Annotated in this window: 25 protein-coding genes and 3 pseudogenes; 15 read left to right on the top strand and 13 right to left on the bottom strand. The window is 70.0% G+C overall.

What is annotated here, in order from left to right:
- Nucleotides 1-403: 403 nt before the first annotated feature.
- Nucleotides 404-898 (bottom strand): hypothetical protein, encoded by a 495-nt coding sequence (locus ABZ904_RS23235; RefSeq protein ID WP_359394670.1) that lies wholly within the window; start codon nucleotides 896-898, stop codon nucleotides 404-406.
- A 648-nt stretch (nucleotides 899-1,546) separates the two neighbouring features.
- Here ABZ904_RS23235 and ABZ904_RS23230 point away from each other — a divergent pair.
- Together ABZ904_RS23230 and ABZ904_RS23225 are read left to right on the top strand one after the other, a co-directional pair.
- On the top strand, nucleotides 1,547-1,990 hold the full coding sequence (locus ABZ904_RS23230) for a cupin domain-containing protein (RefSeq protein WP_359394672.1): 444 nt from the start codon (nucleotides 1,547-1,549) through the stop codon (nucleotides 1,988-1,990).
- A gap of 52 nt (nucleotides 1,991-2,042) precedes the next feature.
- The gene (locus ABZ904_RS23225) at nucleotides 2,043-2,774 is read left to right on the top strand and encodes an NAD(P)H-binding protein (RefSeq protein ID WP_359394674.1); all 732 of its coding nucleotides are present in this window, start codon (nucleotides 2,043-2,045) and stop codon (nucleotides 2,772-2,774) included.
- Between the two features lie 34 nt (nucleotides 2,775-2,808).
- Here the strand turns inward: ABZ904_RS23225 and ABZ904_RS23220 are convergent, their stop codons facing one another.
- Nucleotides 2,809-3,534: an RNA methyltransferase gene (locus ABZ904_RS23220; RefSeq protein ID WP_359394676.1), complete on the bottom strand. Its 726-nt coding sequence runs from the start codon at nucleotides 3,532-3,534 to the stop codon at nucleotides 2,809-2,811.
- Nucleotides 3,535-3,967: 433 nt separating this feature from the next.
- Between ABZ904_RS23220 and ABZ904_RS23215 the strand changes: the two genes are divergently transcribed.
- Nucleotides 3,968-4,888, top strand: coding sequence for a glycosyltransferase (locus ABZ904_RS23215; RefSeq protein ID WP_359394678.1), 921 nt, complete (start codon nucleotides 3,968-3,970; stop codon nucleotides 4,886-4,888).
- A gap of 132 nt (nucleotides 4,889-5,020) precedes the next feature.
- Nucleotides 5,021-5,334 (top strand): annotated as a pseudogene (locus tag ABZ904_RS23210) (AfsR/SARP family transcriptional regulator); the annotation flags it as partial.
- A gap of 331 nt (nucleotides 5,335-5,665) precedes the next feature.
- Here ABZ904_RS23210 and ABZ904_RS23205 read toward each other — a convergent pair.
- Nucleotides 5,666-7,363 carry a bifunctional 3'-5' exonuclease/DNA polymerase gene (locus tag ABZ904_RS23205; protein WP_359394680.1) on the bottom strand — a complete coding sequence of 566 codons (1,698 nt, stop codon included), beginning with the start codon at nucleotides 7,361-7,363 and terminating at the stop codon, nucleotides 5,666-5,668.
- Nucleotides 7,364-7,419: 56 nt separating this feature from the next.
- Nucleotides 7,420-8,151 (bottom strand): Clp protease N-terminal domain-containing protein, encoded by a 732-nt coding sequence (locus ABZ904_RS23200; protein WP_359394682.1) that lies wholly within the window; start codon nucleotides 8,149-8,151, stop codon nucleotides 7,420-7,422.
- A gap of 81 nt (nucleotides 8,152-8,232) precedes the next feature.
- On the opposite strand from ABZ904_RS23200, the gene ABZ904_RS23195 reads away from it, so the two are divergent.
- Nucleotides 8,233-9,351, top strand: coding sequence for a DUF2786 domain-containing protein (locus tag ABZ904_RS23195; protein ID WP_359394684.1), 1,119 nt, complete (start codon nucleotides 8,233-8,235; stop codon nucleotides 9,349-9,351).
- 9 nt (nucleotides 9,352-9,360) lie between these two features.
- On the opposite strand, the gene ABZ904_RS23190 is transcribed toward ABZ904_RS23195, so the two are convergent.
- The 3 genes and pseudogenes from ABZ904_RS23190 to ABZ904_RS23180 form a co-directional block, all read right to left on the bottom strand.
- Nucleotides 9,361-9,897: a DUF4232 domain-containing protein gene (locus ABZ904_RS23190; RefSeq protein WP_361825332.1), complete on the bottom strand. Its 537-nt coding sequence runs from the start codon at nucleotides 9,895-9,897 to the stop codon at nucleotides 9,361-9,363.
- A 245-nt stretch (nucleotides 9,898-10,142) separates the two neighbouring features.
- Nucleotides 10,143-10,652, bottom strand: a complete 510-nt coding sequence (locus ABZ904_RS23185) for a hypothetical protein (protein WP_361825330.1) — start codon at nucleotides 10,650-10,652, stop codon at nucleotides 10,143-10,145.
- Between the two features lie 52 nt (nucleotides 10,653-10,704).
- Nucleotides 10,705-10,981 (bottom strand): annotated as a pseudogene (locus ABZ904_RS23180) (30S ribosomal protein S14).
- A gap of 111 nt (nucleotides 10,982-11,092) precedes the next feature.
- On the opposite strand from ABZ904_RS23180, the gene ABZ904_RS23175 reads away from it, so the two are divergent.
- The 4 genes from ABZ904_RS23175 to ABZ904_RS23160 all read left to right on the top strand — a co-directional run bounded on the left by ABZ904_RS23175 (nucleotide 11,093) and on the right by ABZ904_RS23160 (nucleotide 12,722).
- Nucleotides 11,093-11,464 (top strand): VOC family protein, encoded by a 372-nt coding sequence (locus ABZ904_RS23175; protein ID WP_360997165.1) that lies wholly within the window; start codon nucleotides 11,093-11,095, stop codon nucleotides 11,462-11,464.
- Nucleotides 11,465-11,475: 11 nt separating this feature from the next.
- Nucleotides 11,476-11,835 (top strand): metalloregulator ArsR/SmtB family transcription factor, encoded by a 360-nt coding sequence (locus ABZ904_RS23170; protein WP_359394692.1) that lies wholly within the window; start codon nucleotides 11,476-11,478, stop codon nucleotides 11,833-11,835.
- Entirely contained in the window at nucleotides 11,832-12,293 is a 462-nt protein-coding gene (locus tag ABZ904_RS23165; RefSeq protein WP_360997168.1) for an SRPBCC domain-containing protein, read from the top strand. The genes ABZ904_RS23170 and ABZ904_RS23165 overlap by 4 nt, the downstream gene beginning before the upstream one ends.
- A gap of 171 nt (nucleotides 12,294-12,464) precedes the next feature.
- A complete protein-coding gene (locus tag ABZ904_RS23160; protein ID WP_359394696.1) occupies nucleotides 12,465-12,722 on the top strand; it encodes a DUF397 domain-containing protein in 258 nt (85 codons plus the stop codon).
- Nucleotides 12,723-12,844: 122 nt separating this feature from the next.
- Here the strand turns inward: ABZ904_RS23160 and ABZ904_RS23155 are convergent, their stop codons facing one another.
- On the bottom strand, nucleotides 12,845-13,333 hold the full coding sequence (locus tag ABZ904_RS23155) for an ATP-binding protein (RefSeq protein WP_360997170.1): 489 nt from the start codon (nucleotides 13,331-13,333) through the stop codon (nucleotides 12,845-12,847).
- Between the two features lie 346 nt (nucleotides 13,334-13,679).
- Here ABZ904_RS23155 and ABZ904_RS23150 point away from each other — a divergent pair, with 346 nt between their 5' ends.
- The 3 genes from ABZ904_RS23150 (at nucleotide 13,680) to ABZ904_RS23140 (ending at nucleotide 16,770) form a co-directional block, all read left to right on the top strand.
- A complete protein-coding gene (locus tag ABZ904_RS23150; protein WP_360997281.1) occupies nucleotides 13,680-14,516 on the top strand; it encodes a helix-turn-helix transcriptional regulator in 837 nt (278 codons plus the stop codon).
- Nucleotides 14,517-14,649: 133 nt separating this feature from the next.
- Nucleotides 14,650-16,110 carry an aldehyde dehydrogenase family protein gene (locus ABZ904_RS23145; protein ID WP_359394700.1) on the top strand — a complete coding sequence of 487 codons (1,461 nt, stop codon included), beginning with the start codon at nucleotides 14,650-14,652 and terminating at the stop codon, nucleotides 16,108-16,110.
- A gap of 111 nt (nucleotides 16,111-16,221) precedes the next feature.
- The gene (locus tag ABZ904_RS23140) at nucleotides 16,222-16,770 is read left to right on the top strand and encodes a DinB family protein (RefSeq protein WP_360997172.1); all 549 of its coding nucleotides are present in this window, start codon (nucleotides 16,222-16,224) and stop codon (nucleotides 16,768-16,770) included.
- A gap of 82 nt (nucleotides 16,771-16,852) precedes the next feature.
- Here the strand turns inward: ABZ904_RS23140 and ABZ904_RS23135 are convergent, their stop codons facing one another.
- Both ABZ904_RS23135 and ABZ904_RS23130 read right to left on the bottom strand, forming a co-directional pair.
- Nucleotides 16,853-18,265 carry a glutamate decarboxylase gene (locus ABZ904_RS23135; protein WP_359394704.1) on the bottom strand — a complete coding sequence of 471 codons (1,413 nt, stop codon included), beginning with the start codon at nucleotides 18,263-18,265 and terminating at the stop codon, nucleotides 16,853-16,855.
- A gap of 193 nt (nucleotides 18,266-18,458) precedes the next feature.
- Nucleotides 18,459-19,080, bottom strand: a pseudogene (locus ABZ904_RS23130) (ion channel protein); the annotation flags it as partial.
- A 145-nt stretch (nucleotides 19,081-19,225) separates the two neighbouring features.
- On the opposite strand from ABZ904_RS23130, the gene ABZ904_RS23125 reads away from it, so the two are divergent.
- On the top strand, nucleotides 19,226-19,987 hold the full coding sequence (locus ABZ904_RS23125) for a MerR family transcriptional regulator (RefSeq protein WP_360997176.1): 762 nt from the start codon (nucleotides 19,226-19,228) through the stop codon (nucleotides 19,985-19,987).
- Nucleotides 19,988-20,005: 18 nt separating this feature from the next.
- Here the strand turns inward: ABZ904_RS23125 and ABZ904_RS23120 are convergent, their stop codons facing one another.
- A complete protein-coding gene (locus ABZ904_RS23120; protein ID WP_359394708.1) occupies nucleotides 20,006-20,371 on the bottom strand; it encodes a YbjQ family protein in 366 nt (121 codons plus the stop codon).
- A 156-nt stretch (nucleotides 20,372-20,527) separates the two neighbouring features.
- Here ABZ904_RS23120 and ABZ904_RS23115 point away from each other — a divergent pair, with 156 nt between their 5' ends.
- Entirely contained in the window at nucleotides 20,528-21,700 is a 1,173-nt protein-coding gene (locus ABZ904_RS23115) for a VTT domain-containing protein (protein WP_361825326.1), read from the top strand.
- A gap of 4 nt (nucleotides 21,701-21,704) precedes the next feature.
- Here the strand turns inward: ABZ904_RS23115 and ABZ904_RS23110 are convergent, their stop codons facing one another.
- Complete coding sequence (locus ABZ904_RS23110; RefSeq protein ID WP_360997180.1) at nucleotides 21,705-23,507, bottom strand: threonine/serine exporter family protein; 1,803 nt, start codon at nucleotides 23,505-23,507, stop codon at nucleotides 21,705-21,707.
- 95 nt (nucleotides 23,508-23,602) lie between these two features.
- Nucleotides 23,603-24,094: an inorganic diphosphatase gene (locus tag ABZ904_RS23105; protein WP_359394714.1), complete on the bottom strand. Its 492-nt coding sequence runs from the start codon at nucleotides 24,092-24,094 to the stop codon at nucleotides 23,603-23,605.
- Between the two features lie 166 nt (nucleotides 24,095-24,260).
- Between ABZ904_RS23105 and dacB the strand changes: the two genes are divergently transcribed.
- Nucleotides 24,261-25,838: a D-alanyl-D-alanine carboxypeptidase/D-alanyl-D-alanine-endopeptidase gene (gene dacB / locus ABZ904_RS23100; RefSeq protein WP_361825323.1), complete on the top strand. Its 1,578-nt coding sequence runs from the start codon at nucleotides 24,261-24,263 to the stop codon at nucleotides 25,836-25,838.
- Nucleotides 25,839-25,926 lie beyond the last annotated feature (88 nt).

Below are 25,926 nucleotides of genomic sequence, written 5' to 3'. Positions count from 1 at the left end.
ATTGAGGGCCTCCTTTCCGAGCACGTATGGGACCCGGAACCAGAATCCACCGGGCTGTGCAGGAAGGGGGGCCCGGCCCTCATAGAGTCAGCTCAGAGTGATTCTGAGCTGGGGTTTTTCGTTCAGCGGACCCGACGGCGGGGCGGGCCCGTGTCATGAGGCTGTCCCTGGTCTCGGTTCTGGTCTCAGCCGTGGGTTCCGGACGAGGCATGAAGGCGTCCCCCATGCGTCGTGTCGCGCCCTTGGGCGGGTGGGACTGTTACGGATCGTGCCGGCCGTGTGGCGACTGCCGTCGTACAGGCGACGGTCGTCGACGGGCAGGGCGCCGGCCCCTCTTGGTCTTGGGACGGGTGAGCACCAGGCCGCCGCGTTCCGCTCCGGGCACGGCTTGGGCCCCGCGCTTTCACGAGGAGGACGCTCGGACGAGATAAACCGTGTAGTCGCTCTTCTCCCCGTTGACAAGAATATAGCCGCGGGCATTTGTGTACTCCCCCGTGCCGCCGGTGATGGCCGTTTTCCATGGCGGTGGAGTGCCCTGGCGCGAAACGGAGAGTGTGTTTTGCCAGGTAATCTGCCCCTTATCGAGGTTGTAAACGCCCGAACACAGCTGAGTGGCCGGATTCGCCTGGGTGGGATTCAAGGGGCCACCGACCTGGGTGCACATAACTGCGGAGAAGCCGGACTTGTGTCCGTCGCGCATGAGGTTCTCGGTGATCAGGACCTGATTGCCTACTCCGGTTGTGTGATCCCCATTGCTGAGCCTCTTGTTCTTCTGCATCTCGCCGTGCAGATGGATTACATCGTAGCTGCCCGATTCTTTATCGCTCTTGGGCTGGGACACTGAGGACATGGAGGCGTGGCATCCGATATCCGTCAGTGCGAGGACCGAAGCGGCCATGAGGCACCATCTTGAAACGCGCATGATTGTTTCCTTTTCTGGCGGCGATTGCTTACTGCGTGACGAGCGAGCATCACGGTATACGGTGGTCAATTCGTAAACGCAATGTGTGAGGGGGAGCTCTTCGTGTCGTAGTGGGCCGTCGGCACATCATGCGTCGCGGCATCACGCCGGGGTCGTGCGCTGTCCGCACGAGAGGCGGGCTGGCTGGTGAGGCGACAGCCTGTGCTTCAACACCAGAACCGGTCTCGGACGGAGTAATGACGTGACATCAACGTCCGCAGACAACGGACGTGCGCTGTTTTCCCCTCCGCGCCGGTGCTCGAACCGGACGGGGCCGGAGATCGCCTGAAAAGCGGAGGGTCGCTGCGTCCAGTCGAGGGCTCGACACGGAATTCTCGCGGAGGGGCGAACCTCGAAAGCGCCTCCACCCGGAACCCGGCTCGGTATTTCTGGGCTGTTTTCGGCCGGGGTGGGGTTCCGGTGGTCGCGGTGGCGGTGGATGCGCGCCTGAGTCAGGCTGAGAGGGTTACAGCCTCGCGGGACCGTCGGTACGCCTGAGAGAGGTGGGTCGGCGGGTCCGGGTGCCATGCCACCGATCTCTGAATCCTGCGGGGCAAATCCGGCGAAGAACGGGGGTAGTAGCTCATGCCCGCCCCAGAATCCCGATCCACCGGTGCGGAGATCACACCCGGGGCGCCCGCCTGGAAGACGGCGCTCACGTCCCTGTTGGACATCCAGCCGCCGTCCGTCCCGGAGCAGCCCCAGGTGATGACCGCGCTCGTGCAGTTCCCGCCGGGTGATCCCGGAACCCCTCCACACCGGCATTCGGGGCCGGTGTTCGGCTACATGGTGGAGGGGGAGATGCTTTTCGAACTGGAGGGTGAGCCCGAGCGCGTCATTCGCGCGGGAGAGGCGTTCTGGGAGCCTGGTGGCGACGTGATCCACTACCAGGACGGCAACAATCGCCAGGACATCTGGAGCCGCTTCGTGGTCGTGATGATGATGGTGCCGGGCCAGCCCATGCTCACGCTCGTGGACGAGGAGGAGCTGGCCGGCCGACGGCATCTGCGCGCGCCCCGTTCCGGCTGATGCCGACTCCCCTCACGCGTTGGTGTCCCTCGCGTGGCGAAGGAGCCACTTCATGAAGATCGTGGTCATCGGTGGCACTGGTTTCGTGGGGTCCCGGCTCGTGGACAGGCTGAGAGCCGCCGACCACGAGGTCGCCGCGCACGGCAGGTCCAGCGGACTCGACCTCCAGTCGGGAGAAGGACTGCAGGAGGCGCTCGGGTCGGCCGACGTCGTCGTGGACACCATTGACGCGCCCGGCTTCGACGGGACGGCGTCCGCGTTCTTCCGCGTCACCACGGAAAATCTCCTGCAAGCCGCCGAGCGGGCAGGCATCGGGCACATCGTCCTGCTGTCGATCGTCGGCATCGACCGTGTCCCCGACGTCGCGTACTACAGGGCCAAGGTCCTTCAGGAGGCCCTTGTGGTGGAAGGCCCCATTCCGTACTCGATCGTGCGCGCCACCCAGTTCATGGAGTTCATCGACAAGATCCTGGGGTGGACCAGCGACGGCAGCACCGTCCGCCTGCCCACCACCCGGCTGCAACCGGTCGCGGTGGCGGAGGCCGTCGACACGCTCGCCGATGTCGCCACCGGGCCGCCGCTGAACGGCACGATCAGCGTCGCGGGCCCCGATGTCTTTCCCCTCGACGAGCTCGGTCGACTGACCTTGCGAGTGCGGGACGACCGTCGCAGCGTCGTCACCGACGAGTCCGCGGGTCTGTTCGCAGCCGTCCCGACGGAAGCGATCATCGCTCCTGCCGATGCGCGCATCGGCAGCATCCGCTATACGGACTGGCTGGGGTGACGCCGCACGGAACAGGACTCAAGACGAGCGGTTCTCAGCGCTGCCCGGTCGCCATGCGCTGTCGCACGGCCTCGTAGGTGAAGAGGGCTGCCGACACCGCCACGTTGAGCGAGTCCACCTGACCGAACATCGGGATCTTGGCCTTGGTGTGACGGCCGGCGAGCCACTGGTCCGACAGTCCGTACTTCTCGCTGCCCATCAGGATCGCCGTGGGCCCGGTCATGTCGACGTCCGCCATCAGGACGTCGGTGTCCGGCGTCGTCGCGACGACGTTCACCGAGTGCTCGGCCAGCCAGTGCACGACCTCCTCGGAGTCGGCCGAGGCGATCGGGACGGCGAACACCGTGCCCTTGCTGGCCCGGATCACATTGGGATTGCCCCAGTCGGTCACGGGGTTGGCGGAGATGACGGCGGTCACTCCCGCCGCGTCCGCGGTGCGCAGCATCGAGCCCAGGTTGCCGGGCTTCTCGACGCTCTCGCAGATGAGGAACAGGGCCCGTTCGTCGACCGCGATGCGGGAGAGGTCGGTCTCGATGTCCGGGACGACGGCGAGCCAGCCGTCCGGGCCCTCCCGGTAGGCGGCCTTGTCGAAGGCCTGCCGGCTCAGGCTGAACAGGGCGGCCCCGCGTTCGGCCGCGCGAGCAAGGACGTTCCGCGGGTCGGATCCGCCGGTCAGTGCCGGGCAGTAGTACAGCTCGCGGGGACGGACGCCGGCCCGCAGGGCGAGATCCAGTTCCTCATAGCCCTCGACGAGGGTCACTCCGGAGCTCTGCCTGTTCCGTCGGCGACGGAGGGCGGCGAGTTCCTTCACATGAGGGTTGCTCGGGCTGGAGATTTCCTTGGGCGAACCAACCCGCGGGATGGACGGCATCGGCGGTGGGAATCACGGCGCCTTTCCGGCCCCGATCCTCCGCCCCCTTTCTCGTGTTTCTGTGCATTGCGCGCGGTCGTGGCCAGGTTACCCGGTCCGGGACGGCCGGCCGGGGGAGGAAGCGGGGGCTCAGGGGTGCGCGTGACGGGGCCTGGTGGGTGGTGTGGGGGTGCTGCCGGGTGGTGTTGGGACCGGTGGTGGGCGTGGGTGGCACGTCGGGGCAACCAGTCGGTAAATCATCCAGAGCACTGAGAACCAGAGACCCTCAGGCGTCCTCTTAGTGAACGGTTAGCATCGCGTCACTGTCGTCGGCCGGGATGGGGTGGGTGTCGTGTCGCAGGCGGAGCAGGAGCCCGGCCTCCGTATCGCTGTCGCCGTCGTGACCATGGGGAACCGGCCCGCCGAGATCGACGCCCTCCTCACCTCGGTCGCCAAGCAGGACCTCGCCCCCTCCCGCATCGTCGTCGTCGGGAACGGCTGCCCCCTGCCCGAGTTCGCCGAGCGTCTCGGACTGCCGGGGGAGGTGACGTGCGTCGAGGAGGAGGAGAACCTCGGCTGCCCGGGCGGCCGCAATGTGGCCCTCGCCCGGCTGCGAGAGTACGGGGACGTCGACGTCGTGGTGGAACTCGACGACGACGGGCTGCTGATCGACGCCGACGTGCTGCGGCGGGTGCGGGATCTGTACGCCGCCGATCCGGGGCTCGGCATCGTCGGATTCCGTATCGCCGACGAGCACGGCGAGACCCAGCAGCGCCACGTGCCAAGGGTCGGTGCGGCCGATCCGTTGCGCGGTGGACCGGTGACCGCCTTCCTCGGCGGCGCGCACGCGCTGTCCATGGCGATGCTCGCCGAGACCGGCGACTGGCCCGCGGAGTTCTTCTTCGCCCACGAGGAGACGGATCTCGCGTGGCGGGCCCTCGACTCCGGCTGGACCGTGCTCTACGCACCGCAGTTGCTGCTCCGGCACCCGAGGACCTCACCCGCCCGGCACGCCATCTACTACCGGGTGACGGCGCGCAACCGCGTGTGGCTCGTACGGCGCAGGCTGCCCCTTCCGCTCATCCCCGTCCACCTGGGCGTGTGGATCGCCGTCACCCTCCTGCGGACGCGATCGGTCGGCGGGCTGAAGGCCTGGTTCGGCGGGTTCGTCGAGGGGCTGCGGACCTCGCCCGGTGAGCGGCGGCCCATGCGGTGGCATACGGTGTGGCGACTCACCAGGCTCGGCCGACCGCCGGTCATCTAGCCCACGGCGCGGTCGGACGACGGGGTGCCCGGTCCATGGCGCGGTCGGACGGCGGGGCCGTGAATGTACTGGACGGCTGATTCGCGCACCCTTCGCGCATCCGGCCAACGACCGGTCATGAATGCGGCGTTCGCCGCGCTCGCGCTGTGGCGCGGAGCTCCGCTCAGCGGTCTGCCCTTGGAGACCGGCGGGCGCGCTCTTGTGCAGCGACTGGAGGAGACGCGGCTGCTTGTCCTGGAGTGGCGGTACGACGCCGAACTGCACCACGGAGGCTCCCGACTGGACGGACTCGGACCGGAGTTGGCCGCGTTGGTCGCCGAACACTCGTTGCGGGAGGGCTTCCATCGTCTGCTGATGCTCGTGCTGCACCGCACCGGACGCCCGCCGAGGCCCTGGCCGTCCACCTCGACCTGCGTGAACGCCTCATCGAGGAACTCGGCACCGACGGCGCGGCGCAGGCTCGGCCTGGTGCGGGTGCTGCCGGACCGGGGCGACGCCGGCCGGGTCGCGCAGGGGTGCGAACTGCTGTGCCTCGCCATCCGTCGCGGTGACCGGTACACCGAGGGTCTCGCCCGTCACCAGCGGGGGCTGCTCCACCGGGCGGAAGGCGACATCGAGGAGGCCCGTCGGCAGTGGGAGTCCGCCCTCTCGGCCCTGAAGGAACGGACAGCCCAGTAGCCGGTGAGCTGAGGGAGCTGCCGGCGCGGGGGTGAGCCGGGGACTGCGTCAGGAGTGCGGCGCGGGTCTCGTGCCCGCCCGACGGCCGCGTACGCACCGTCACTTGGCGTCCGCGTAGCACTCGACCACGGCCGTCGTGAACGGAATGCGCACCGGTGTCTCGCCGAACGTCAGCCGCATCGCCAGGTCCGAGGCCTCCTGGATCGCCGCGACCACCGTGTCCGCCTCCTGTGCCGGACAGTGCACGATCACTTCGTCGTGCTGGAAGAAGACCAGCTCGGCGGCGAGATCCGCACACGAGCGGCGCAGCGCGGCGAGCATCAGCAGGGCCCAGTCGGCCGCGCTGCCCTGCACGACGAAGTTGCGCGCGAAACGGCCCCGGGCGCGGGAGTTGGTGGAGGCGTAGCCGGGCATCCACGGGTGTCCTTCCCCGGACGTCTCCACCGGGCCGTCCTCCTGCGGAATGCCCGCCTCCTCCGTCGCGTCCTCCGACGTCCCGGCGGCGGGCGGGGATGTACGCCCGAGCCAGGTCCGCACCAGCCGGCCTTCCTCGCCCGCACGGGCCGCGTCGTCCACGTACGCCACGGCTCTGGGGAAGCGGCGGCGCAGCGCGGCCAGGTTCTTCAGGCCGTCGCCGGACGTCTGGCCGTAGATCGCGCCGAGCACGGCCAGCTTGGCCTGGCCCCGGTCGCCGGAGAACGCCCGGTCCGACACCGACTGGTAGAGGTCCGCCTCGCGACCGGCGACCTCCATGAACGCCGGGTCGCGCGAGATCGCGGCCAGGATGCGCGGTTCCATCTGGGCGGCGTCGGCGACGACCAGTCGCCAGCCGGGGTCGGCGACGACGGCACGCCGGATGACCTTGGGGATCTGCAGGGCCCCGCCGCCATTGGTGACCCAGCGGCCGGTGACCGTGCCGCCCGGCAGGTACTCGGGCCGGAAGCGGCCGTCGCGTACCCAGTCCTGCAGCCAGGACCAGCCGTGGGCGACCCAGATGCGGTACAGCTTCTTGTACTCCAGCAGGGGCTTCACGGCGGGGTGGTCGACGGACTCGATCTCCCATCGGCGGGTGGAGCGCACCTTGATCCCGGCCTGTGCGAACGCCTTGACGACGTCGGCGGGCAGGTCGGGTCTGACACGGCGGCCGAAGGCGGCCGACACCTCGTCGGCCAGCTCGGCCAGCCGCCGGGGTTCGCCGCCGCCCGCGTACCGCTCGCCGAGCAGTTCGTGCAGCAGGTCGCGGTGGACGTCCGCGCTCCACGGCAGCCCCGACCGGTTCATCTCGGAGGCCACCAGCATTCCGGCCGACTCGGCGGCGGTGAGCAGGCGCATCCGGTCCGGGTGCGCGGTGGCCTCGTGCCGGCGCTGCTGGTCCGCGTACACCTCGACGAGGTCGCGGAGCGGAACGTGGACGGGTCTCGGTTCGAACAGGGAGGACTGCGAGCCGGGCTCGGGCGAGCGCGACGGGGGATCGGGCGGTACGGGGCCGCCGCGCAGCCGGGCCAGCGCGGCGGCGGTGGACCGGGGCTCGCCGAGGCGTCCCTCGTGGCCCAGGAGGAGGGTCTCGGCGGCCTCGACGTCGTAACACCGGTCGACCCGCACCCCCGTGGCGAGCAGACGCGGCTGGACGTCGGCGGTGGACCGCCACACCCACCGGGTGACCTCGGGCCGTGCCCGGACGGCCTCCCCGAGATCCTCCTCCCTGACCACGGGCCCGGCGAGCAGCCCGTCCGGGCCGAGAGCGGCGACCTCCACGCCACCGTCCTCGGCCGGAGCGAGAGCCCAGCGCCCGGTCATACTGCGAGTCTGGCAGGGGGGTCTGACAACGGGCCGGGAGGAGCCGTCCGAGGGGCTCAGCTGTTCTCTTCGAGCTTCTTGCGGATCTTGTCGAGCTCCTTCACCACATGCGCTTCGGTCGCCGCCTTGCCGACGCCGAGGCCGCTCAGCGGGCCCACGCCGTTCTCCTGCTCGAGGAGCGCGAGGAGGATGTGCTCGGTGCCGATGTAGTTGTGGCCGAGGCGGAGCGCCTCGCGGAAGGTGAGCTCGAGGGCCTTCTTCGCGGCGGGGGAGTAGGGCAGGAGCTCCGGCGCGTTCTCGTGACGGGGCGGGAGCGCCGCGGCCGCCGCCTCGCGCACCGAGTCCAGGGAGACGCCCTGCGCGGTGATCGCCTTGGCCGCGAGCGCCTCCGGCTCGGTGAGCAGCCCGAGGACGATGTGGTCGGGGACGGTCTCCGCGTTGCCCGCGGCCTTCGCCGCGTTGTGCGCGGCCATCACCACATTGCGGGCGCGCGGGGTGTAGCGGCTGAACCCCTGGCCGGGGTCGAGGTCCGCGGACTCCTTGGGTACGAAGCGCTTCTGGGCCGCCTGCCGGGTCACGCCCATGCTCTTGCCGATGTCGGTCCAGGACGCGCCCGAACGCCGGGCCTGGTCCACGAAGTGGCCGATCAGATGGTCGGCCACGTCGCCGAGGTGCTCCGCCGCGATCACCGCGTCCTGGAGCTGGTCGAGTGCGTCGGTGTGGACCTTCTTGATGGCTTCGATCAGGTCGTCGAGACGCAGGTTCGCTGTGTAGGGCTTCTCCGTCATATGTCAACCGTAAGTTGACACTCAGGCACTGTCAACCCGAAGTTGACACCTTGCACCCGTGTCCGTGCCACGATCGGACGCGTGAGTACGACGACCACCGTGGACCGCGCCTTCCGGGCCGCCCTCTACGAAGACACCGACGCGGCGCTCGACACCGGCGCCTCGCTGCTCGCCGCCGACCCCGCGGCCGACGTCGAACTCGCCCGGCGAGGTGAGCAGTTCGTCGCCGCGGCCTGGCGTCGCGGCTGGCAGCCCGCCGACGTCGTACGCATCGTGCGCCGTGAACTGGACGACCTCCATGTGCACCTGGTGTCCGCGCTGATCGTCGAGGAGGCGGGCGAGCGGCCGGCCCCCGGTCCCCGCTGGGCCGCCCAGCTCCACGACCTCGACCCGGAACGTCCACGGGCCGCCGACCGCTTCTCGTACGCCACCGCCGTCCTCGAGCTCTACCGCCTGCTCCTGCGGCTGCCGGCCCTCGAATCCCTCGACCTGCCGCGGCAGCAGGCCGGACCGCAGCAGCCGGAGTCCCGCATGCTCACCCGGATCCGCGCCCTGCTCGCCAAGGCCGAGGCGACCGGCTATCCCGAGGAGGCGGAGGCGCTCAGTGCCAAGGCGCAGGAGCTGATGGCGCGGTACAGCATCGACGAGGCGCTGCTCGCCGCCCGTACGCACACCGGGGACGCGCCCGGCGCCTGCCGGATCGGCGTCGACGCGCCGTACGAGACGGCCAAGGCGGTCCTCCTGGACGCGGTGGCGACCGCGAACCGCTGCCGCGCGGTGTGGCACGAGGCCCTGGGCTTCTCCACGGTCATCGGCTTCGAACCCGACCTCGGGGCGGTCGAGCTCCTCTACACCTCGCTGCTGGTGCAGGCCACCACGGCGATGACGAAGGCCGAGGCGGCGCAGCGCAAGGGCGGGCGGAAGCGCACCAAGACGTTCCGGCAGTCGTTCCTGGCCGCGTACGCGCACCGCATCGGCGACCGCCTGCGGACCGTGGCCGAGGGGCAGGTCGCGCAGAGCGAGGGCGACCTGCTGCCGGTGCTCGCGGCCCGGGACGTGGCCGTCGCGGACCGCATGGAGCAGATGTTCCCCGCCACGGTATCCACCCGGCTGCGCGGGGCCGGTGACGTGGCCGGATGGGAGCAGGGGACCGCGGCCGCCGACCGGGCCCAGGTCACAGGGCGGCCCCGGCTCCCCTGAGCGAGGGGATCAGTCCCCCGCGACCTGGACGGGGCTCACGGAGGCGTCCGGGGTGTTCGGGCTCTTGAGCGCCACATCGCCGTACGACCACGGGTAGCTCCCGGCATCGGCGGCGCCCGGCACGGTGATCTTCACCGTCCTCATCGGAGCGCTGAGCGAGCCGCCGTCGCCGCGGACGTACGTGATGGTGAAGGTCGCCGCCTCACCCTTCTGCAGCGTCACCTTGGCCGGCTTGGCGCCCTGCTCCTCCGCGACGTCCCAGGCGGACTTGCCGTCCTTGAGCTCGATACCCGGGAAGCCCTCGAAGGTGCACTTCTCCGAGTCGTTGTTGGTGATGGTGACCGGGACGTTGCCGGTGTCGCCGGCGCTGGTGGCCGCGTTGCCGGGGCCGACCTTGACGGCGATCCGGCAGCCCGCGGTGTTTTTGCCGCCGTCGCCGCTCGCACTGTCGCAGGCGGTCAGGGCGAGGGCCGCGGTGAGGGCGGTGAGGGCGAGGGGGACGTGGAACGTGCGCATCAGGGTCCTCTGGCTCGTGACGGTGTCCATGGATCATCACGCAAGTGCGCGGCGGTGCGTCGCGCGCCCCCGTAAAGCCCCGGGCGCCATGGCCGCGGATGTCACGATCATCCGGCTTTGTCCCATGCGTGAAGGAGGGATCTGCCGGCTGCCGGCGCCGCAGGAGGCCTGTCGGGGTGCGGACATCGTGCGGCGTTCAGAGGAAACGGAGGAGCGTACGGACCGCGAGGGCGGGGCGTGCGTCGTGCGAAGGGTCCCAGGGCTGCCGGGCGAGGTCAGGAGCCCAGGCCCGCCGTCGGCAGTCCGCTCGGGAGGCTGCCGCCCTCGGCCTTGGCGTAGGTCTCCGTCCCGACGCCGCCCTCCCAGGTCACCTTCATACTCGCGGAGTTCACGGAGTCGACCATCCCGGTCCGGCGGTTCTTGCTGCCGTCCGTGCACGTGAGGTGGATCATCTGCGTTCCCGCCTTCTCGCCCGCGGTCCCGCTGCACACGGTGCCGCCCGTGGCGAAAAGCCCGGCCTGCTTGCCGGTGATCACCAGTGCCACCGCCTTGCCGCCGGTCGTGGCGAGCCAGCTGCCCTCCAGCTTGCCGGCCTTGGCGCCCGGCGTACCGGCGCTGCCGGTGTCCGCCGGGGACGCGGACGCGTTCGGCGTGGAGGTCGCACCGTTCGCCGAGTCGCTGCCCCCGGAGTCGCTGCTGCAGCCCGTCAGTGCGAGCGCGGCCACAAAACCCGCGGCGGCCACCGCGATGCGCGGCTGCGGACGTGTGACATGGGTCGCTGTCACTGAAGTCTCCCAAGGTTGCCGATGAGGTCGTCATGGAGACGGCCGCAGCAAGCTACCAGGAGGTCTTGTGAAGGCCCGGGAGGCGAGCGGCGTGCGCTTGCTCACCCGGACCGGCGCGCAAGAGGCCGAAGGTACGGAAGTGACCGTGCGCCGGGCAGCCCACGCTGTCCCGGTCGCGGGCACGGGTGGCACGCGGGTCGTGCGGCTGCCTGCGCAGTTCCCGCCGGGCCGCGGATGATGTTCTCCGGTTCGGTTCGCCGCTCCGGGCACCGCGTGATGACCTCTCGGCGCCTCTCGTTCTTCGCGATCTCTGCCTTTCTTCGCCGAATCGACCCCTCGCCCCCCTCGGGTCTTCACGTCACGGGTGCGCACGCTCCGCAATACACGTAGGAGATTCCCTACGCTTGACGAGTAGGGAATCTCCTACCTATCGTGGCCGCATGACCGTCACACACGCCTCATTCGTCACCCTTCCCGTCACCGACCAGGACCGTGCGCTGCGCTTCTACACGGACGTCCTCGGCTTCGAGGTCACCGCGGATCTGGACCTGCCGCAGGGGCGGTGGCTCCAGGTCGCGCCCAAGGGCGCACAGACCGTCTTCACGCTCTCCGGCCCCGGGATGGGCGATTTCGAACCCGGCTCGACCCGGGGGATCATGTTGGTCACGACCGATGTCGATGCCGACTGCGCGCGGCTGGCCGAGGCGGGGGTGTCCGTGCAGGGCCCGGACGGCCTCCCCTGGGGCCGGATGGCGTCCTTCCAGGACCCCGACGGCAACGGTCTGATGCTGCTGACGGAGGCTCACGGATAGGAAGAACCGGTATGACCACGACCGGGGCCGGGGCGGACACCGCCGCCGAGGACCGCGTCTTCGCCGCGCTCGCCAACGGCACGCGCCGCGAGGTACTGCGCCTGCTGCGCGAGGACGGGCCGCAGCCGGTCCAGGCCCTGGCCGACCGTTTCGACATGCGCCGCCCGAGCCTCTCGGAGCACCTCAGGGTGCTCCGGGAGGCCGGACTCGTCTCGGAGCAGCGTTCCGGCCGGCAGCGCATCTACCGTCTCGAGGCGGCGCCGCTGGCCGAGGTGCAGGACTGGCTCCATCCGTACGAGCGGTTCTGGCGGCAGCGACTGCGCGGGCTCGGCGAGCTGCTCGACCGCATGCCCGACGATGACCGGCCATGAGCACCGCACCCGACGACGACCTCACCACGATCCGCGTCGACCAGTTCCTGCCGCATCCGCCGGGCAAGGTCTGGCGCACCCTGACCGAGCCCGAGTTGCTCGCCCAGTGGCAGATGCCCGGCTCCGAGAACTTCCGGCTCGAGGTCGGCCACCGCTACACGATGACCTCGGTTCCCCGGCCGAACACCAACTTCTCCGGCACCGTCGACGTGCAGGTTCTCGCGTTCGAGCCCGAGCGGATGCTGCGCGTCCGGTGGGCCGACGCCGATCCCGCCAATCCCGCGGACTGGACCATCACATGGACGTTGGAACAGGAAGGCCGCGGTACGCGTCTCTTCCTAGTGCATGAAGGGTTCGACCCGGACGACCCGGCACAGATGAGGGCGCGGACGATCATGGACGGGGGCTGGAGGTCGCATGTTGTGCGAGCTCTGGGGCAGACGCTTGACCGGCTGTAGTCAGTCGGCGGTCAGGCTGTAGTCAAGGGACTGTAAAAGCTGTAATCGCAGGAACACCCCGCGTGCACGTGCATCTGCCCAAGCATCTGCATGTGAACGGAGTTATGATCCGGAGCAGTTGACCACTGCATCAATGGCCACACCAGCCAATGCACGACCGGGGAGCGACCTGTGGACCACGACGTGTACGACGTGGACGACGTGTACAACGGCATGGCTGCGACCGAGCTGCATCATGTGGCCTGGCAGAAGAGCCGGCACAGCAACTCGCAGGGGTCATGCGTGGAGTTCGCCCGACTTCCGGGCGGGGAAGTGGCGGTGCGCAACTCCCGCTTCCCCGACGGGCCCGCGCTGGTCTACACCCGCGCGGAGATCGAGGCGATGCTCCTGGGCATCAAGGACGGCGAGTTCGACCATCTGATCGCCTGACCCACGCGGTCGGGGTCAAGGTCGGGCTCCGCCGGCCGCCGACTACCCGCGGCCCGCGGTGCGTTGACGCACCGCGGGTTGCGACACGCGTAGATCGGTGACCCAAAAAAAGCCGTACGGTGTCATTCCGCGCGCGCGGACACGGACGGCAGCCGGAACAGCGCCCAGACCACCTTCCCGCTCAGCGTGCCCGCCAGCGGGTGCCAGCCCCAGCTGTCGGCGAACGAGTCGACCAGGAACAGCCCGCGGCCCGACTCCGCCGAGAAGTCCTCGGAGTCACCCGCGACAGGGCTGTCGTGGCTGGGGTCGCGCACGGCGCAGACCAGGCGGGAGGTCCAGCGCATCAGATGCAGCCGCACGGCCGCTTCCTGGTCGCACGTGCGCGAGGCGGGCGAGGGCAGCGCATGCCGCAGGGCGTTGGTCACGAGCTCGGAGACCACCAGGCAGACGTCGTCGAGGTGTTCGGCGACATCCCACTGGCCGAGAGTTCTGCGGGTGAACTGCCGTGCCTCACGGACCGCTTCGAGACGGGCCGGCAGGGCGCAGGAGGCGGCGCTGGACACGGCCGCGGGGTCGAGCGGCGGAAGTCCCTGCCGTAAGGGCTCGAGCATGGTCGATCCATTCGTCCCCATGCGAGGCACTCCCGGGTGTTCGCGGTCGTGGCAATGCAGCGGTGGCGCGGGACCATGGTTTCGGATGAGCCAGGCAGATGCAAGGGCAGATGCACGTGCACGCGCCAGAATTGGACGTCCCCGTACCGCTTTCTGCTTATTTCTTCTGTCACTTTCTTCCCGCTTGCTTGCCTCTTCCTGATCTCTCTCGGTGTCTCGGCTTTGACTGCTTTCCATTTCTGTAACCGTACGAGTACTGCTCGAAGTGTTTTAGTGGCAGACTGCGCGGTCGGAAGGACGGTTGGGGAGGCTGACGAACGTGAGCGCTGGGGACTCGAGTGGGTCGGTGGTGCGGCGCATTCTGCTGGGATCCCATCTCAGGCGCCTGCGGGAGGCGCGCGGCATCACCAGGGAGCAAGCCGGCTACTCGATCCGGGCCTCGGAGTCGAAGATCAGCCGCATGGAGTTGGGACGGGTGAGCTTCAAGACACGGGATGTCGAGGATCTGCTGACGTTGTACGGGATCACCGACGAGGCCGAGCGCACATCCCTGCTCTCCCTGGCGAAGGAGGCCAATGTCGCCGGGTGGTGGCACAGCTACTCCGACGTCCTGCCCAGCTGGTTCCCCACCTACGTCGGGCTGGAGGGGGCGGCGCACCTGATCCGCTCGTACGAGGTCCAGTTCGTGCACGGGCTGCTGCAGACCGAGGCGTACGCGCACGCGGTCGTCGCCCGGGGCATGAAGGGTGCGAGCGCCGCGGACATCGACCGGCGGGTGGCGCTGCGCCTGGAGCGGCAGAAGTACCTCGTGGCGGAGAACGCCCCGGAGTTCCATGTCGTGCTCGACGAGGCGGCCCTGCGGCGCCCGTACGGGAACCGGCAGGTGATGCGCGACCAGCTCCAGCATCTGATCGAGATCTCGGAGCGCCCCAACGTACGGCTTCAGGTCATGCCGTTCAGCTTCGGCGGGCACTCCGGCGAGAGCGGTTCGTTCACCATCCTGAGCTTCCCCGAGTCCGACCTGTCGGACGTCGTGTATCTGGAGCAGCTCACCAGCGCCCTGTACCTGGACAAACGCGAGGACGTCGCCCAGTACGAGGGCGCGATGAAGCAGCTGCAGCAGGACAGCCCGGGACCCGGCGAGAGCCGGGATCTGCTGCGGGGGCTGCTCCAGCTTTCCTGAGAGTCCTCGTGGAGTATCCCGGGGCGTCCCCCAACTCCCTTTAAACACAAGTACGATGACGCGTGATCAAAGAACGACGTGATCGCACGTGCGAACGGGTGTCTGCTTCGACTGCAAGGGATTGAGGGGTCATATGTCGTCCTACTTCACCGATCTGTCCCAGCAGTACATCGGCGGGGAGTGGCGTCCGGGCACCGGCTCCTGGGACATCATCGACTTCGACCCGTACGACGGCGAGAAGCTGGCGTCGATCACGATCGCCACGGTCGGCGAGGTGGACGAGGCCTACCGGGCCGCCGCGGCCGCCCAGCGGGAGTGGGCCGCCACCAACCCCTACACCCGCCGCGCGGTGTTCGAGAAGGCGCTCAGGCTCATAGAGGGCCGCGAGACCGAGATCAGCGACGCGATCATCGCGGAGCTGGGCGGCACGCGCCTGAAGGCCGCCTTCGAGCTGCACCTCGCCAAGGAGTTCCTGCGCGAGTCGATCCAGCTGGCGCTGCGTCCCGAGGGCAAGATCCTGCCGTCGCCGATCGACGGCAAGGAGAACCGGCTCTACCGCGTGCCGGTCGGCGTCGTCGGTGTGATCAGCCCCTTCAACTTCCCGTTCCTGCTGTCGATCAAGTCCGTCGCCCCGGCGCTCGCGCTCGGCAACGGTGTCGTTCTCAAGCCGCACCAGAACACACCGATCGTCGGTGGCTCCCTGGTCGCGAAGATCTTCGAGGAGGCGGGCCTCCCGGGTGGTCTGCTGAACGTCGTGATCACGGACATAGCGGAGATAGGCGACGCCTTCATCGAGCACCCGATCCCGAAGGTCATCTCCTTCACCGGTTCCGACAAGGTGGGCCGGCACGTCGCGACCGTCTGTGCGTCGCTGTTCAAGCGCTCCGTCCTCGAACTCGGCGGCAACAGCGCGCTCGTGGTCCTGGACGACGCGGACGTCGACTACGCCGTCGACGCGGCCGTCTTCAGCCGGTACGTGCACCAGGGCCAGGTCTGCATGGCCGCCAACCGCGTCCTGGTGGACCGCTCGCTGCAGGCGGAGTTCACCGAGAAGTTCGTCGCCAAGGTGAAGTCCCTCAAGGTCGGCGACCCGCGCGACCCGCAGACCGTCATCGGCCCGGTGATCAACTCCTCCCAGGCGGAGGCCCTCTCGGGCGCGGTCGAGCAGGCCATCGCCGAGGGCGCGACCGCGCTGGTGCACGGCGCGACCACCGACAACCTCGTCGAGCCGTCCGTCCTGACGGACGTCCCCGCCGACTCGGCCCTCCTCCAGCAGGAGATCTTCGGCCCGGTCGCCTTCCTGATCCCGTTCGACGGTGAGGAGGAGGCCGTGCGCATGGTCAACGACACCCCGTACGGCCTCAGCGGCGCGGTCCACACCGGCGACATCGAGCGCGGCGTCAACTTCGCCAAGCAGATCGACACGGGCATGTTCCATGTGAACGACGGCACCGTCCACGACGAGCCGCTCGTCCCGTTCGGCGGCGAGAAGCACTCGGGCATCGGCCGCCTGAACGGCGAGACGACCCTGGAGTCGTTCACCACGCTGAAGTGGATCTCGGTCCAGCACGGCCGCAGCGGTTTCCCGTTCTGATTTTCGTCCGCTCCTCCCGGCCCTTGCGGACAGAAACTGACCGCAAGGGTCCGTAGCTTCGTGGGTGTCAGGCAGGGACGAACTGCCGGAACCCACGAAAGGCGGACGGTCATGGTCACTCACGTGCGCGCCGAGGCGCAGGGCGACGAGCGCGGAGCGCTGCTCTCCTTCCTCGAGGAGCAGCGCGGCGGCGTCCGCCGGGCCCTGCTCGGTCTGACCGAGGAACAGGCGGCGAGCCGGCCGAGCGCCAGTGAGCTGTCGCTCTCGGGCCTGCTCAAGCATGTCGCCGAGGTCGAGCAGAGCTGGATCGCACGGGCCAAGGGCGAGGAGCCGGCGGTCAAGCGGACGGAGGCCAACTGGCACGAGTGCTTCCGCCTCATCGGTGACGAGACGGTCGAGTCGCAGCTCGCGTACTGGCAGAAGGTCGCGGACGAGACCGAGGTCTTCATCCGTTCGGCGCCGAGCCTCGACGACACGTTCCCGCTGCCGGACGAACCGTGGTTCCCGCCGGACGAGCGGGTCTCGACACGCTGGGTACTGCTCCACCTGATCCGCGAGACCGCCCGGCACGCCGGCCACGCCGACATCATCCGGGAGTCCCTGGACGGCAAGACGGCCTTCGAGCTGGTGGCCGTGGAACAGGGCACGTCCTGGGGCTGACCCCGAACACCGTGCGCCGTGTCCCCGTCCCATGACACCACCGGCCGTCCTCGCCCCGCGCGGGGACGGCCGGTGCCGGACGTCAGTGGTGGAAGCTGGTGGCCTTCTGCTTGTCCCGGGTCAACGGGTGCGGCTGCCGCCGCAGCCCGGGCAGCAGGCGGCTGAGGTCCTCCAGGAACAGATCGGCGAGGTCCGTCGAGAAGCCGTTGCGGCACACGATCCGCAGGACGGAGAGGTCCTCGCGGTTGGCGGGGAAGGTGTACGCGGGCACCAGCCAGCCGGACTCACGCAGGCGCCGGGAGACGTCGAAGACGTCGTACTCCTGGACATCCGGCGCGGTGGTGAAGGCGAAGACCGGCAACTGGTTTCCCCGGGTGAGGAGGCGGAAGTCGCCGAGCGCCTCCACCCGCTCGGCAAGTCCCTCCGCCACGGTCCGGGTGGCCTGCTGGACCGCTCGGTATCCGTCCTGGCCGAGCCGCAGGAACGTGTAGTACTGGGCGACGACCTGGGCCCCGGGCCGGGAGAAGTTGAGCGCGAAGGTCGGCATGTCGCCGCCCAGGTAGTTGACCCGGAAGACGAGTTCCTCGGGGAGCGCGTCCGTGTCGCGCCACAGCGCCCAGCCCACGCCCGGGTAGACCAGCCCGTACTTGTGCCCGGAGGTGTTGATCGACGCCACCCGCGGCAGCCGGAAGTCCCACACCAGATCCTCGTCGAGGAAGGGCGCGATCATCCCCCCGGACGCGCCGTCCACGTGCACCGGGATGTCCAGTCCCGTGCGCTCCTGAAGGTCGTCCAGAGCCGCGCACAGCTCGGCGATCGGCTCGTAGGACCCGTCGAAGGTGGACCCGAGGATGCCCACGACCCCGATCGTGTTCTCGTCACACAGTTCGGCGGCAGCCTGCGGGTCCAGGTGATACCGGTCGCCCTCCATGGGTACCTGGCGTGCCTCGACCTCCCAGAAGTTGCAGAACTTCTCCCAGCAGACCTGCACGTTCACGCCCATGACCAGGTTCGGGCGCGCGTCCCTGGAGGGGTAGCGGTCCGCGTTGCGCTGGGCCCAGCGCCGCTTCAGGGCCATTCCGGCGAGCATGCACGCCTCGCTCGAACCGGTCGTCGAACAGCCCACAGCGGACTCCGGGTTCGGCGCGTGCCACAGCTGGGCGAGCATGGCCACGCAGCGGCGCTCCAGCTCCGCGGTGCGCGGGTACTCGTCCTTGTCGATCATGTTCTTGTCGCGGCACTCCGCCATCAGCCGGTCGGCCTGGTCCTCCATCCACGTGGTGACGAACGTGGCGAGGTTGAGCCGGGAGTTGCCGTCCAGCATCAGTTCGTCGTGGACCAGTTGATAGGCGACCGAGGGCGGCAGGGGCCCGTCGGGCAGCCGGTGCCGGGGCGGTGCCTGGGTCATCTCGACGACCGGGTTCGCCTCCCCGAAGAAGGGGTTCAACGACATGGGGCGTTCGTCGGGCTTCCCCGGGCCGGTGTGGAGCGGCATGGTGTCTCGTCTCCCATCGCGAAGTTGGCGCGCGTCTACTGGTTCATCGGGTGTGGAGGTGCTGCTGGTTCCTCGGAACGGCGAAGTTTGCCGATCCATGGGTTCCCCGGCCCGGGCCGCTTCAAGGATCACCTCGCCCGTTCATCGGATCGGACCGGCTCGGCGGTTCACCGGATCGCGGTCCCGTCCGCCCGCCCGCGGCGGCCGCGATCAGCGGTCGGAACACGTTGTCCCACGGCAGCCCCTTGATCTGCTGCCCGGCCGGCGCCTCGCAGAGCAGCAGCGCGACCGCCACCGGCGTACCGAACAGCGCGCCGATGGTGGCAGCCTCGGCCGGCGCCACCCACAGTCCGCTCGGCAGCCGGGGCGCCGGCCTGCGGCCCAGCCAGAACGCCGGCGCGGCGTTCGTCGCGACGACCGGGTTCCCCGGACCGAGGCTCGGGCCGCCGGCCGGCATCAGCATGGCCGCCACCAGCAGACCGGGCCCGACGCCGGGCGGCAGCGGCGTGGTCATGGCCGGCCCCAGAGGTCGCCGGGTCGGGACCGGCGTGCCCCGGTGCCTTCCGGACGACCAGACCGACCAGGACGCCGGTCGCGGTGAGCACGACGAGCATCCAGCGTGCCGAGTAGCGGCCGATGCCCGGGGCGTCCGGCAGGTTCCGCCACGGGAGGTGCTGGAGTCCTACGGCGAGCCCGCGCACCCCCAGGTAGAGCAGACTGACGCCGACGGCCGGCGCCGGGAGGACCAGCGGCAGCAGGCCCCGCGCGGGGGTCGCCGGCGTGCCGCGCTCCCGCTGCGCGGTGTGCTGGGCCACGGGCTCACCATAAGCGGGCAAAACCGGCACGACGTGCCTGGCGCGCGGACATCCGGAGGCACGCCGCGGCCCGCGGAGGAATGCCGCTTGCACCTCACGCGACGTGAGGCCGCAGCCTGAGGTGCGTACCCAGAAGGGAGCGGAAGTGAGCTACTCGGTGGGCCAGGTGGCCGGTTTCGCCGGCGTGACCGTGCGCACGCTGCACCACTACGACGAGATCGGGCTGCTCGTGCCCAGTGAGCGCACGCATGCCGGTCACCGGCGCTACGACGACGCGGACCTCGACCGGCTGCAGCAGATCCTGTTCTACCGGGAACTCGGCTTTCCGCTCGACGAGGTCGCCGCCCTGCTCGACGACCCGGACGCGGACCCGCGTGCGCATCTGCGCCGCCAGCACGAACTGCTGACCGCCCGGATCGAGAAGCTGCGGAAGATGGCGGCGGCCGTGGAGCACGCCATGGAGGCACGAAAGATGGGCATCAATCTCACGCCCGAGGAGAGGTTCGAGGTGTTCGGGGACAAGGACCCCGAGCAGTACGCCGAGGAGGCGGAGCAGCGCTGGGGCGGCACCGAGGCTTACGCCGAGTCGCAGCGTCGCGCCGCCCGCTACACCAAGGACGACTGGAAGCGCATGCAGGCCGAGGTCACCGCCTGGGGCGAGCGTTACGGCGCCCTGATGGCCGCCGGTGAACCGCCGACCGGGGAGGCGGCCATGGATCTGGCCGAGGAGCACCGGCAGCACATCTGCACGTGCTTCTACGAGTGCCCGTACGAGATGCACCGGGGTCTCGCCGAGATGTACGTGGCCGACGAGCGTTTCAAGGCGTTCTACGAATCCATGCGTCCAGGGCTCGCCGAGCACCTCAAGGAGGCGATTCTCGCGAACGCCGCCCGGCACTCCTCCTAGGGTCCTGGCCCGGGCGCGCTACACCCGGGCCAGGACCACCGCGGTCCCGTAGGCGCACACCTCGGTGCCGGCGTCCGCGGCCTCCGTCACGTCGAAGCGGAAGGCCAGGACACCGTTCGCGCCACGCGCGCGTGCCTGCTCGATGAGCCGTTCCATGGCCTGGTTGCGGGTCTGTACCAGCGTCTTGGTGAGCCCTTTCAGCTCGCCGCCGATCATGGACTTCAGGCCCGCGCCGATCTGGCTGCCCAGATGGCGCGAGCGGACGGTGAGGCCGAAGACCTCGCCGACCACCCGCTCGACGCGGTAGCCGGGTACGTCGTTCGTCGTCACGACCAGCACGTCGGGCTCGGGGCCCTGGCCGCCGCCGTACTCTTCGATGCCCATGGCTCACAGCTTCGCCCCGGTCCACACACCGTGCACCCCGGGGGCACCGGTGGAACCCGATGACGACATCGTGCGTTGATAGCTTTGTCCGGCCCATGTCGTGGGGACCGCCCCACAGGACGCCGCACCCCTCTCACCTCTCAGGAGCCCGGAACCGTGACGACGCTTGCCATCGGACCGAGCTGGATGGATCCGAATCAGCTGCTGGACACCTTCGGGATCTGGGGCCTGCTCCTCGTCGTCTTCGCGGAGTCGGGCCTGCTCATCGGCTTCTTCCTGCCGGGTGACTCGCTGCTGTTCACCTGCGGCCTGCTGATCACGTCGAACCAGCTGGACTTCCCCCTGTGGGGCGCCATCGCCCTGATCTGCCTCGCCGCGGTCGTGGGCGACCAGGTGGGCTACATGTTCGGCAAGAAGGTCGGTCCCTCGCTCTTCAACCGCGCCGACTCCCGCCTCTTCAAGCAGGAGAACGTCACCAAGGCACACGAGTTCTTCGAGAAGTACGGCCCGAAGTCCCTGGTCCTGGCCCGCTTCGTGCCGGTCGTGCGCACCTTCACGCCGATCATCGCCGGCGTCAGCGGGATGAAGTACCGCTCGTTCGTCGTCTTCAACGTCATCGGCGGCGTCCTGTGGGGCGCGGGTGTCACGCTGCTCGGCTCCTGGCTGGGCAACATCGACTTCGTCAAGAACAACATCGAGGCGATCCTCATCCTGATCGTCCTCGTCTCGGTGATCCCGATCGCCATCGAGTTCCTGCGGGTGCGTTCCAAGGCCAGGAAGAACCCCGCGCAGGACATGGACGCCCAGTTCCAGCAGCAGCCCCCGGTCATGGACGACGCGACGACGCGGCTGCGGCCCGTGGCTCCCGCGTACCAGGACCGGAACCACAACCAGGCCTACGGCAACCAGGGCCAGCCCTACGGCAGCCAGGGCCAGCCCTACGGCGACCAGAGCCAGGCCTACGGCGACCAGAGCCAGGCCTACGGCAACCAGGGCCAGCCTTACGGCGACCAGAACCAGGCGTACGGCAACCAGGGCCAGGGCTACCCGCAGGGCCAGGGCTACCCGCAGGGCCAGGGCTACCCGCAGGGCCAGGGGTATCCGCAGGGTCAGGGGTATCCGCAGGGTCAGGGGTATCCGCAGGGTCAGGGCTATCCGCAGGGCCGGCCGCAGCAGCGGCCTCATGGAACGGACCAGGGCCACGGCGGCCAGTACTACGGCCAGGCCCCGCAGCAGCAGCCCCAGGGGCACCCGCAGCAGGCGTACGGCTCGCCGCAGGGTTATCAGCAGGGCGAGCAGCCCTACGACCAGGGCTACCGCGCCCAGTAAGGGCTCAGAAACCGCGCGTCCGCTTGGCCGCCCGCCGCCCCTTCGCGGAGCCCACCCGCAGGAACAGCCGGGAGATCTCCGACCCCAGGTTCACGCCGATGGCGATGGCCATGGCGAGCGAGGCGGCCTTGGCCAGCGACACCAGGCCTTTGTCGACGTGGGCCTGGGCGATCGACAGCAGCCCGAAGTACGTCGCGGAGCCGGGCAGCAGCGGCCCGATCGCGGCCGTCGTGTACGGCAGCGCGGAGGCGAACCGGTACCGGGCCAGCAACTGCCCGAACAGGCCCACCAGACCCGCGGCCACGGCCGTGGAGGCGACCGGCGAGAGGCCGCCCGGGTAGTGCATGGCGCCGTACACGCTCCAGGCGACGCCCCCGTTGAGGGTCACCCACAGCACGGTGGACCGCTCCTGCTGGAGCAGTACCGCGAAGGTCAGGCACAGCAGCATGGACGCGAGGATCTGCACGACCGGCCGCTCGGAGACGTTCAGCGCCGCGTCCGGGTTCAGCTGGGCGCCCAGCTTGACGCCGAAGTAGAGCACCACCAGGACGCCGATCACGATGCCCACGAAGAAGTACATGACCTCCAGCAGGCGCGCGGCCGCGGTGATGTAGAAACCGGTCAGCCCGTCCTGTACGCCCGCCACCAGGGCCCGTCCGGGCAGCAGCGCGAACAGACCACCGGTGACCACCGCGGACGCGTTGACGTGCACTTGGGCGACCGTGAGCGCCACGCCGATCGCGGCGGGAGGCGTCGCGGCCACCGTGAACTGGTAGAACTCCGGCAGTCCGCGCCCGGCGCACAGCCAGGCCAGCCGGTCGCCGAGCATCGCGCCGAGCGCGGCCGCGATGAACACGATCACGTCGCCGCCGACGAGTACGGAGGCCGCACCGGCGAGCAGCCCACTCGCCCCGGTCAGCGCCCACCCGGGGTAGGGGTGCCGGTTGCGCCGGAGCTCAGCGAGCCGGCGGTAGGCCTCCTCCAGGGAGATCGTCGTGTCCGGGTCGCTGAGGTCCGCCACGAGCCGGAACACGGCCGACAGGCGGGTGTAGTCGGTGCCGCGGCGGCGTACGGTGCGCGAGGCCGTCACCGGGTCGTCGACCAGGGACGGCTGGTACGAGATCGACAGCAGCGTGAAGGTGACGGTCGGCTCGCAGCGGTCCAGGCCGTAGGACCGGCAGACCGCGAACATCGCGGCTTCGACGTCCTCGGCGCCCTCGCCGCCCGCCAGCAGCAGTTCGCCGATACGCAGGGTCAGGTCGAGCACACGCGGCACGGCGGGGGCGGACTCGCCGGTCTTGTGCACGGGTTCCGGCGCGGGCCGCTCGGCCACCGGCATGCGCAGCATCGTGCGCATCCGGTCCTGCCAGGGCGCCTCCTTGGTCAGACGCACCGCGGGGATCCCGGAGGGCGGGGTGAACGCGGGTGGTGCCTGCCCGGCGGTGTACGTGTTCGGCGGGCTGAACGCCGACCCCTCCGGTTCGGCGGCGTGCGGCCGACGGGCCTCGAGCCCCTGCGGGAGGGCGAACTCGGACGTCGTCTCCGGCTCGGCAGCCGGCGCCGACGGCACATCGAGCCCCGCCGGGACGGCGAACTCGGACGTCGTGGACGAGTCGGTGCCGGGCACCGGGGGAACGCGAACGGCCGTGGGACTCAAGAACTCGGACGTCGCGGCGGAATCGCCCTCGTCCCGCCCCTGGGGCGCGAACGCGCTCCTCGCCTCGTCCGACTGCGGCTTGCGGTCCTCCGCGTCAGGCTCCGCCACCAGTTCCCGCCTCCGCCTTTCGTACCCGTGCTTCCCTCGCATACCTCCCGTACGTCTCAGTATGCGTATGAACACCGGCGTACGAACGGGCCGCGTCACCCCGAAAGGGGTCACGCGGCCCGCTGGACGACAGGAGGTCAGTGACCGCCGTGCTCCTTGAACCGCTTGTACGAACGCTCGATCTCGACCTCCGCGTCGGAACGGCCCACCCAGTTGGCACCCTCGACCGACTTGCCGGGCTCCAGGTCCTTGTAGACCTCGAAGAAGTGCTGGATCTCCAGGCGGTCGAACTCGGAGACGTGGTGGATGTCCCGGAGGTGCTCCACGCGCGGGTCGGACGCCGGCACGCACAGCAGCTTGTCGTCGCCGCCGGCCTCGTCCGTCATGCGGAACATGCCGATGGCGCGGCACTTGATGAGGCAGCCGGGGAAGGTCGGCTCCTCCAGGATGACCAGGGCGTCCAGCGGGTCGCCGTCCTCGCCGAGGGTGTTCTCGACGAAGCCGTAGTCGGCCGGGTAGCTGGTCGAGGTGAAGAGTCGACGGTCCAGGCGGATACGACCGGTCTCGTGGTCCACCTCGTACTTGTTCCGCGAACCCTTCGGAATCTCGATCGTGACGTCGAACTCCACCGGTGGCTCCTCCATGATCAACACATAGTTCTGGTGATTAAGTGTCCCTCACGCAGGTGTGTGATCGCGAAAGGGGCTGGTGGTCGTGCCGGAGCTGAGGGCTTGGCGGGCCGCGCGACCGCATCTCGCGCGGGTCGCCCGGGCCGTGAGACCGCGCCTCGCGCGCATGGGCCAGGTCGTGGGACCCCGTGCGCAGCGGATCGGCGAGGCCGTGCGGCCGCGTGCTACCCGGCTCCCCGGAGCGGTGAAACCGCACGTCACGCGGGTCGCGCGCGCCGTGGGCCCGGGCTCTGGGGGGCTTACGGCCCCACAGCTGGCGGCCGTCGCCGCCACCGTGGGCCTCGCGCTCGCGGCCGGGGCCGCGACCGCTGCCGGTCCCTGGGACTCCTCGGGTCAGCGTACGGCCGAGCGTGACCGCGCCGCGGCGTGGGGTCGCCGGGGTGGCGCAGATCACGCACGTAATTCCGGTACGGCGGCCGACGCACCCGCTCCCGCGCCGAGTGCCGCGCCCGTCCTTGCCGGTCTCGGCACCGCCGCGAACACCACCAAGTCCGCCCCGTTCGCGACGAACCTGATCGCGGTCCTCGACAAGCTCCTGGACGACCACTCCCTCGGCAGCCGGCGCACCGCCGTCGTGCTCGACGTGGCCACCGGCAAACGCCTGTACGGCAAGGGCGCGGACGACGCGCTGACCCCCGCGTCCACCACGAAGATCGCCACGGCCGTCGCCGTCCTCTCCGCGGCGGGCCCCGACCACCGTCTGACCACCCGCACCGTGCTGGAGCCGGGCAAGGACACCGTGGTGCTGGTGGGCGGTGGCGATCCGACCCTGACCGCCCGCAAGGACGACGCGGGCGGCTGGGCGAGCCTGCGCACGCTCGCCGACGCGACGGCCGCCGCGCTGAAGAAGCGCCACCTGGCCTCGGTGACCCTTTCCTATGACGCCTCCCTGTTCACCGGCGAGGCGGTGCACGAGATCGGGGCCAACCCCAATCTCGCGCCGGTCACCGCCCTGACGGCGGACGAGGGCCGCGCGGACAACTCCACCAGCGGGCCGGCGCCGCGAGGCACGGACCCGGCGGGTGACGCGGCACGCACGTTCGCCGGTCTGCTGCGCGACCGCGGCATTCGCACGTCTGGCCCCGGTGCCTCCCAGGCGAAGGCCACGTCCCGCGCGCAGCCCCTCGCCTCGGTGCAGTCGCCCCCGCTGTCGGCCGTGGTCGAGCGGATGCTCACCAACAGCGACAACGACATCGCCGAGGCCCTCGCCCGGCAGACGGCCCTCGCCACCGGGGGCAGGCCGAGCTTCGACGGGGGCGCGGCCGCGATCGCCGCCCAGCTGAAGAAGCTGGCACTGCCGCTCAAGGGCGCGCAGTTCCACGACGGCAGCGGCCTGAACCGCGCGGACAAGCTCTCGGCGGACCTGCTGACGGCCCTCCTGGCGACTGCCGGCTCCGCCTCCCACCCCGAGCTGCGCACTGTCCTGACGGGGCTGCCGGTGGCCGGCTTCACGGGCACCCTGAGCGACCGCTACGAGGACGCCGCGCAACGGTCGGGAATCGGCGTCGTACGCGCCAAGACGGGCTCCCTGACCGGCGTCAACACGCTCGCCGGGACGCTGGTCGACGTCGACGGCCGGCTGCTGGCGTTCGCGTTCCTGACGGACGGCTCGATGGACCAGACGGCGGCGAGGGCGGCACTCGACCGCGCGGCCGCTGCACTGGCGGGTTGCGGCTGCCGGTAACAGCGGCATCAGCGGCCCCACCGACCCCGCACCGGACCTATGTCGGGGCCGTGGCCTCACCGCACTCGCGCACGAGCACGTACCGTTG

This window comes from Streptomyces sp. NPDC046900, assembly GCF_040644975.1.
Taxonomy (GTDB): domain Bacteria; phylum Actinomycetota; class Actinomycetes; order Streptomycetales; family Streptomycetaceae; genus Streptomyces.
Note: the sequence above shows the minus strand (reverse complement) of the source record. Positions and strands in the feature narration are given on the sequence as shown.

What these genes read in the sequence shown, in the direction of transcription:
- ABZ904_RS23140 (WP_360997172.1), top strand. Translation starts at nt 16,222, where the DNA reads ATGGTCACTCACGTGCGCGCCGAGGCGCAGGGCGACGAGCGCGGAGCG.
- ABZ904_RS23145 (WP_359394700.1), top strand. Translation starts at nt 14,650, where the DNA reads ATGTCGTCCTACTTCACCGATCTGTCCCAGCAGTACATCGGCGGGGAG.
- ABZ904_RS23175 (WP_360997165.1), top strand. Translation starts at nt 11,093, where the DNA reads ATGACCGTCACACACGCCTCATTCGTCACCCTTCCCGTCACCGACCAG.
- ABZ904_RS23190 (WP_361825332.1), bottom strand. Translation starts at nt 9,897, where the DNA reads ATGGACACCGTCACGAGCCAGAGGACCCTGATGCGCACGTTCCACGTC.
- ABZ904_RS23200 (WP_359394682.1), bottom strand. Translation starts at nt 8,151, where the DNA reads ATGACGGAGAAGCCCTACACAGCGAACCTGCGTCTCGACGACCTGATC.
- ABZ904_RS23110 (WP_360997180.1), bottom strand. Translation starts at nt 23,507, where the DNA reads ATGCGAGGGAAGCACGGGTACGAAAGGCGGAGGCGGGAACTGGTGGCG.
- ABZ904_RS23230 (WP_359394672.1), top strand. Translation starts at nt 1,547, where the DNA reads ATGCCCGCCCCAGAATCCCGATCCACCGGTGCGGAGATCACACCCGGG.
- ABZ904_RS23170 (WP_359394692.1), top strand. Translation starts at nt 11,476, where the DNA reads ATGACCACGACCGGGGCCGGGGCGGACACCGCCGCCGAGGACCGCGTC.
- ABZ904_RS23225 (WP_359394674.1), top strand. Translation starts at nt 2,043, where the DNA reads ATGAAGATCGTGGTCATCGGTGGCACTGGTTTCGTGGGGTCCCGGCTC.
- ABZ904_RS23205 (WP_359394680.1), bottom strand. Translation starts at nt 7,363, where the DNA reads ATGACCGGGCGCTGGGCTCTCGCTCCGGCCGAGGACGGTGGCGTGGAG.
- dacB (WP_361825323.1), top strand. Translation starts at nt 24,261, where the DNA reads ATGGGCCAGGTCGTGGGACCCCGTGCGCAGCGGATCGGCGAGGCCGTG.
- ABZ904_RS23120 (WP_359394708.1), bottom strand. Translation starts at nt 20,371, where the DNA reads ATGGGCATCGAAGAGTACGGCGGCGGCCAGGGCCCCGAGCCCGACGTG.
- ABZ904_RS23155 (WP_360997170.1), bottom strand. Translation starts at nt 13,333, where the DNA reads ATGCTCGAGCCCTTACGGCAGGGACTTCCGCCGCTCGACCCCGCGGCC.
- ABZ904_RS23165 (WP_360997168.1), top strand. Translation starts at nt 11,832, where the DNA reads ATGAGCACCGCACCCGACGACGACCTCACCACGATCCGCGTCGACCAG.
- ABZ904_RS23135 (WP_359394704.1), bottom strand. Translation starts at nt 18,265, where the DNA reads ATGCCGCTCCACACCGGCCCGGGGAAGCCCGACGAACGCCCCATGTCG.
- ABZ904_RS23235 (WP_359394670.1), bottom strand. Translation starts at nt 898, where the DNA reads ATGGCCGCTTCGGTCCTCGCACTGACGGATATCGGATGCCACGCCTCC.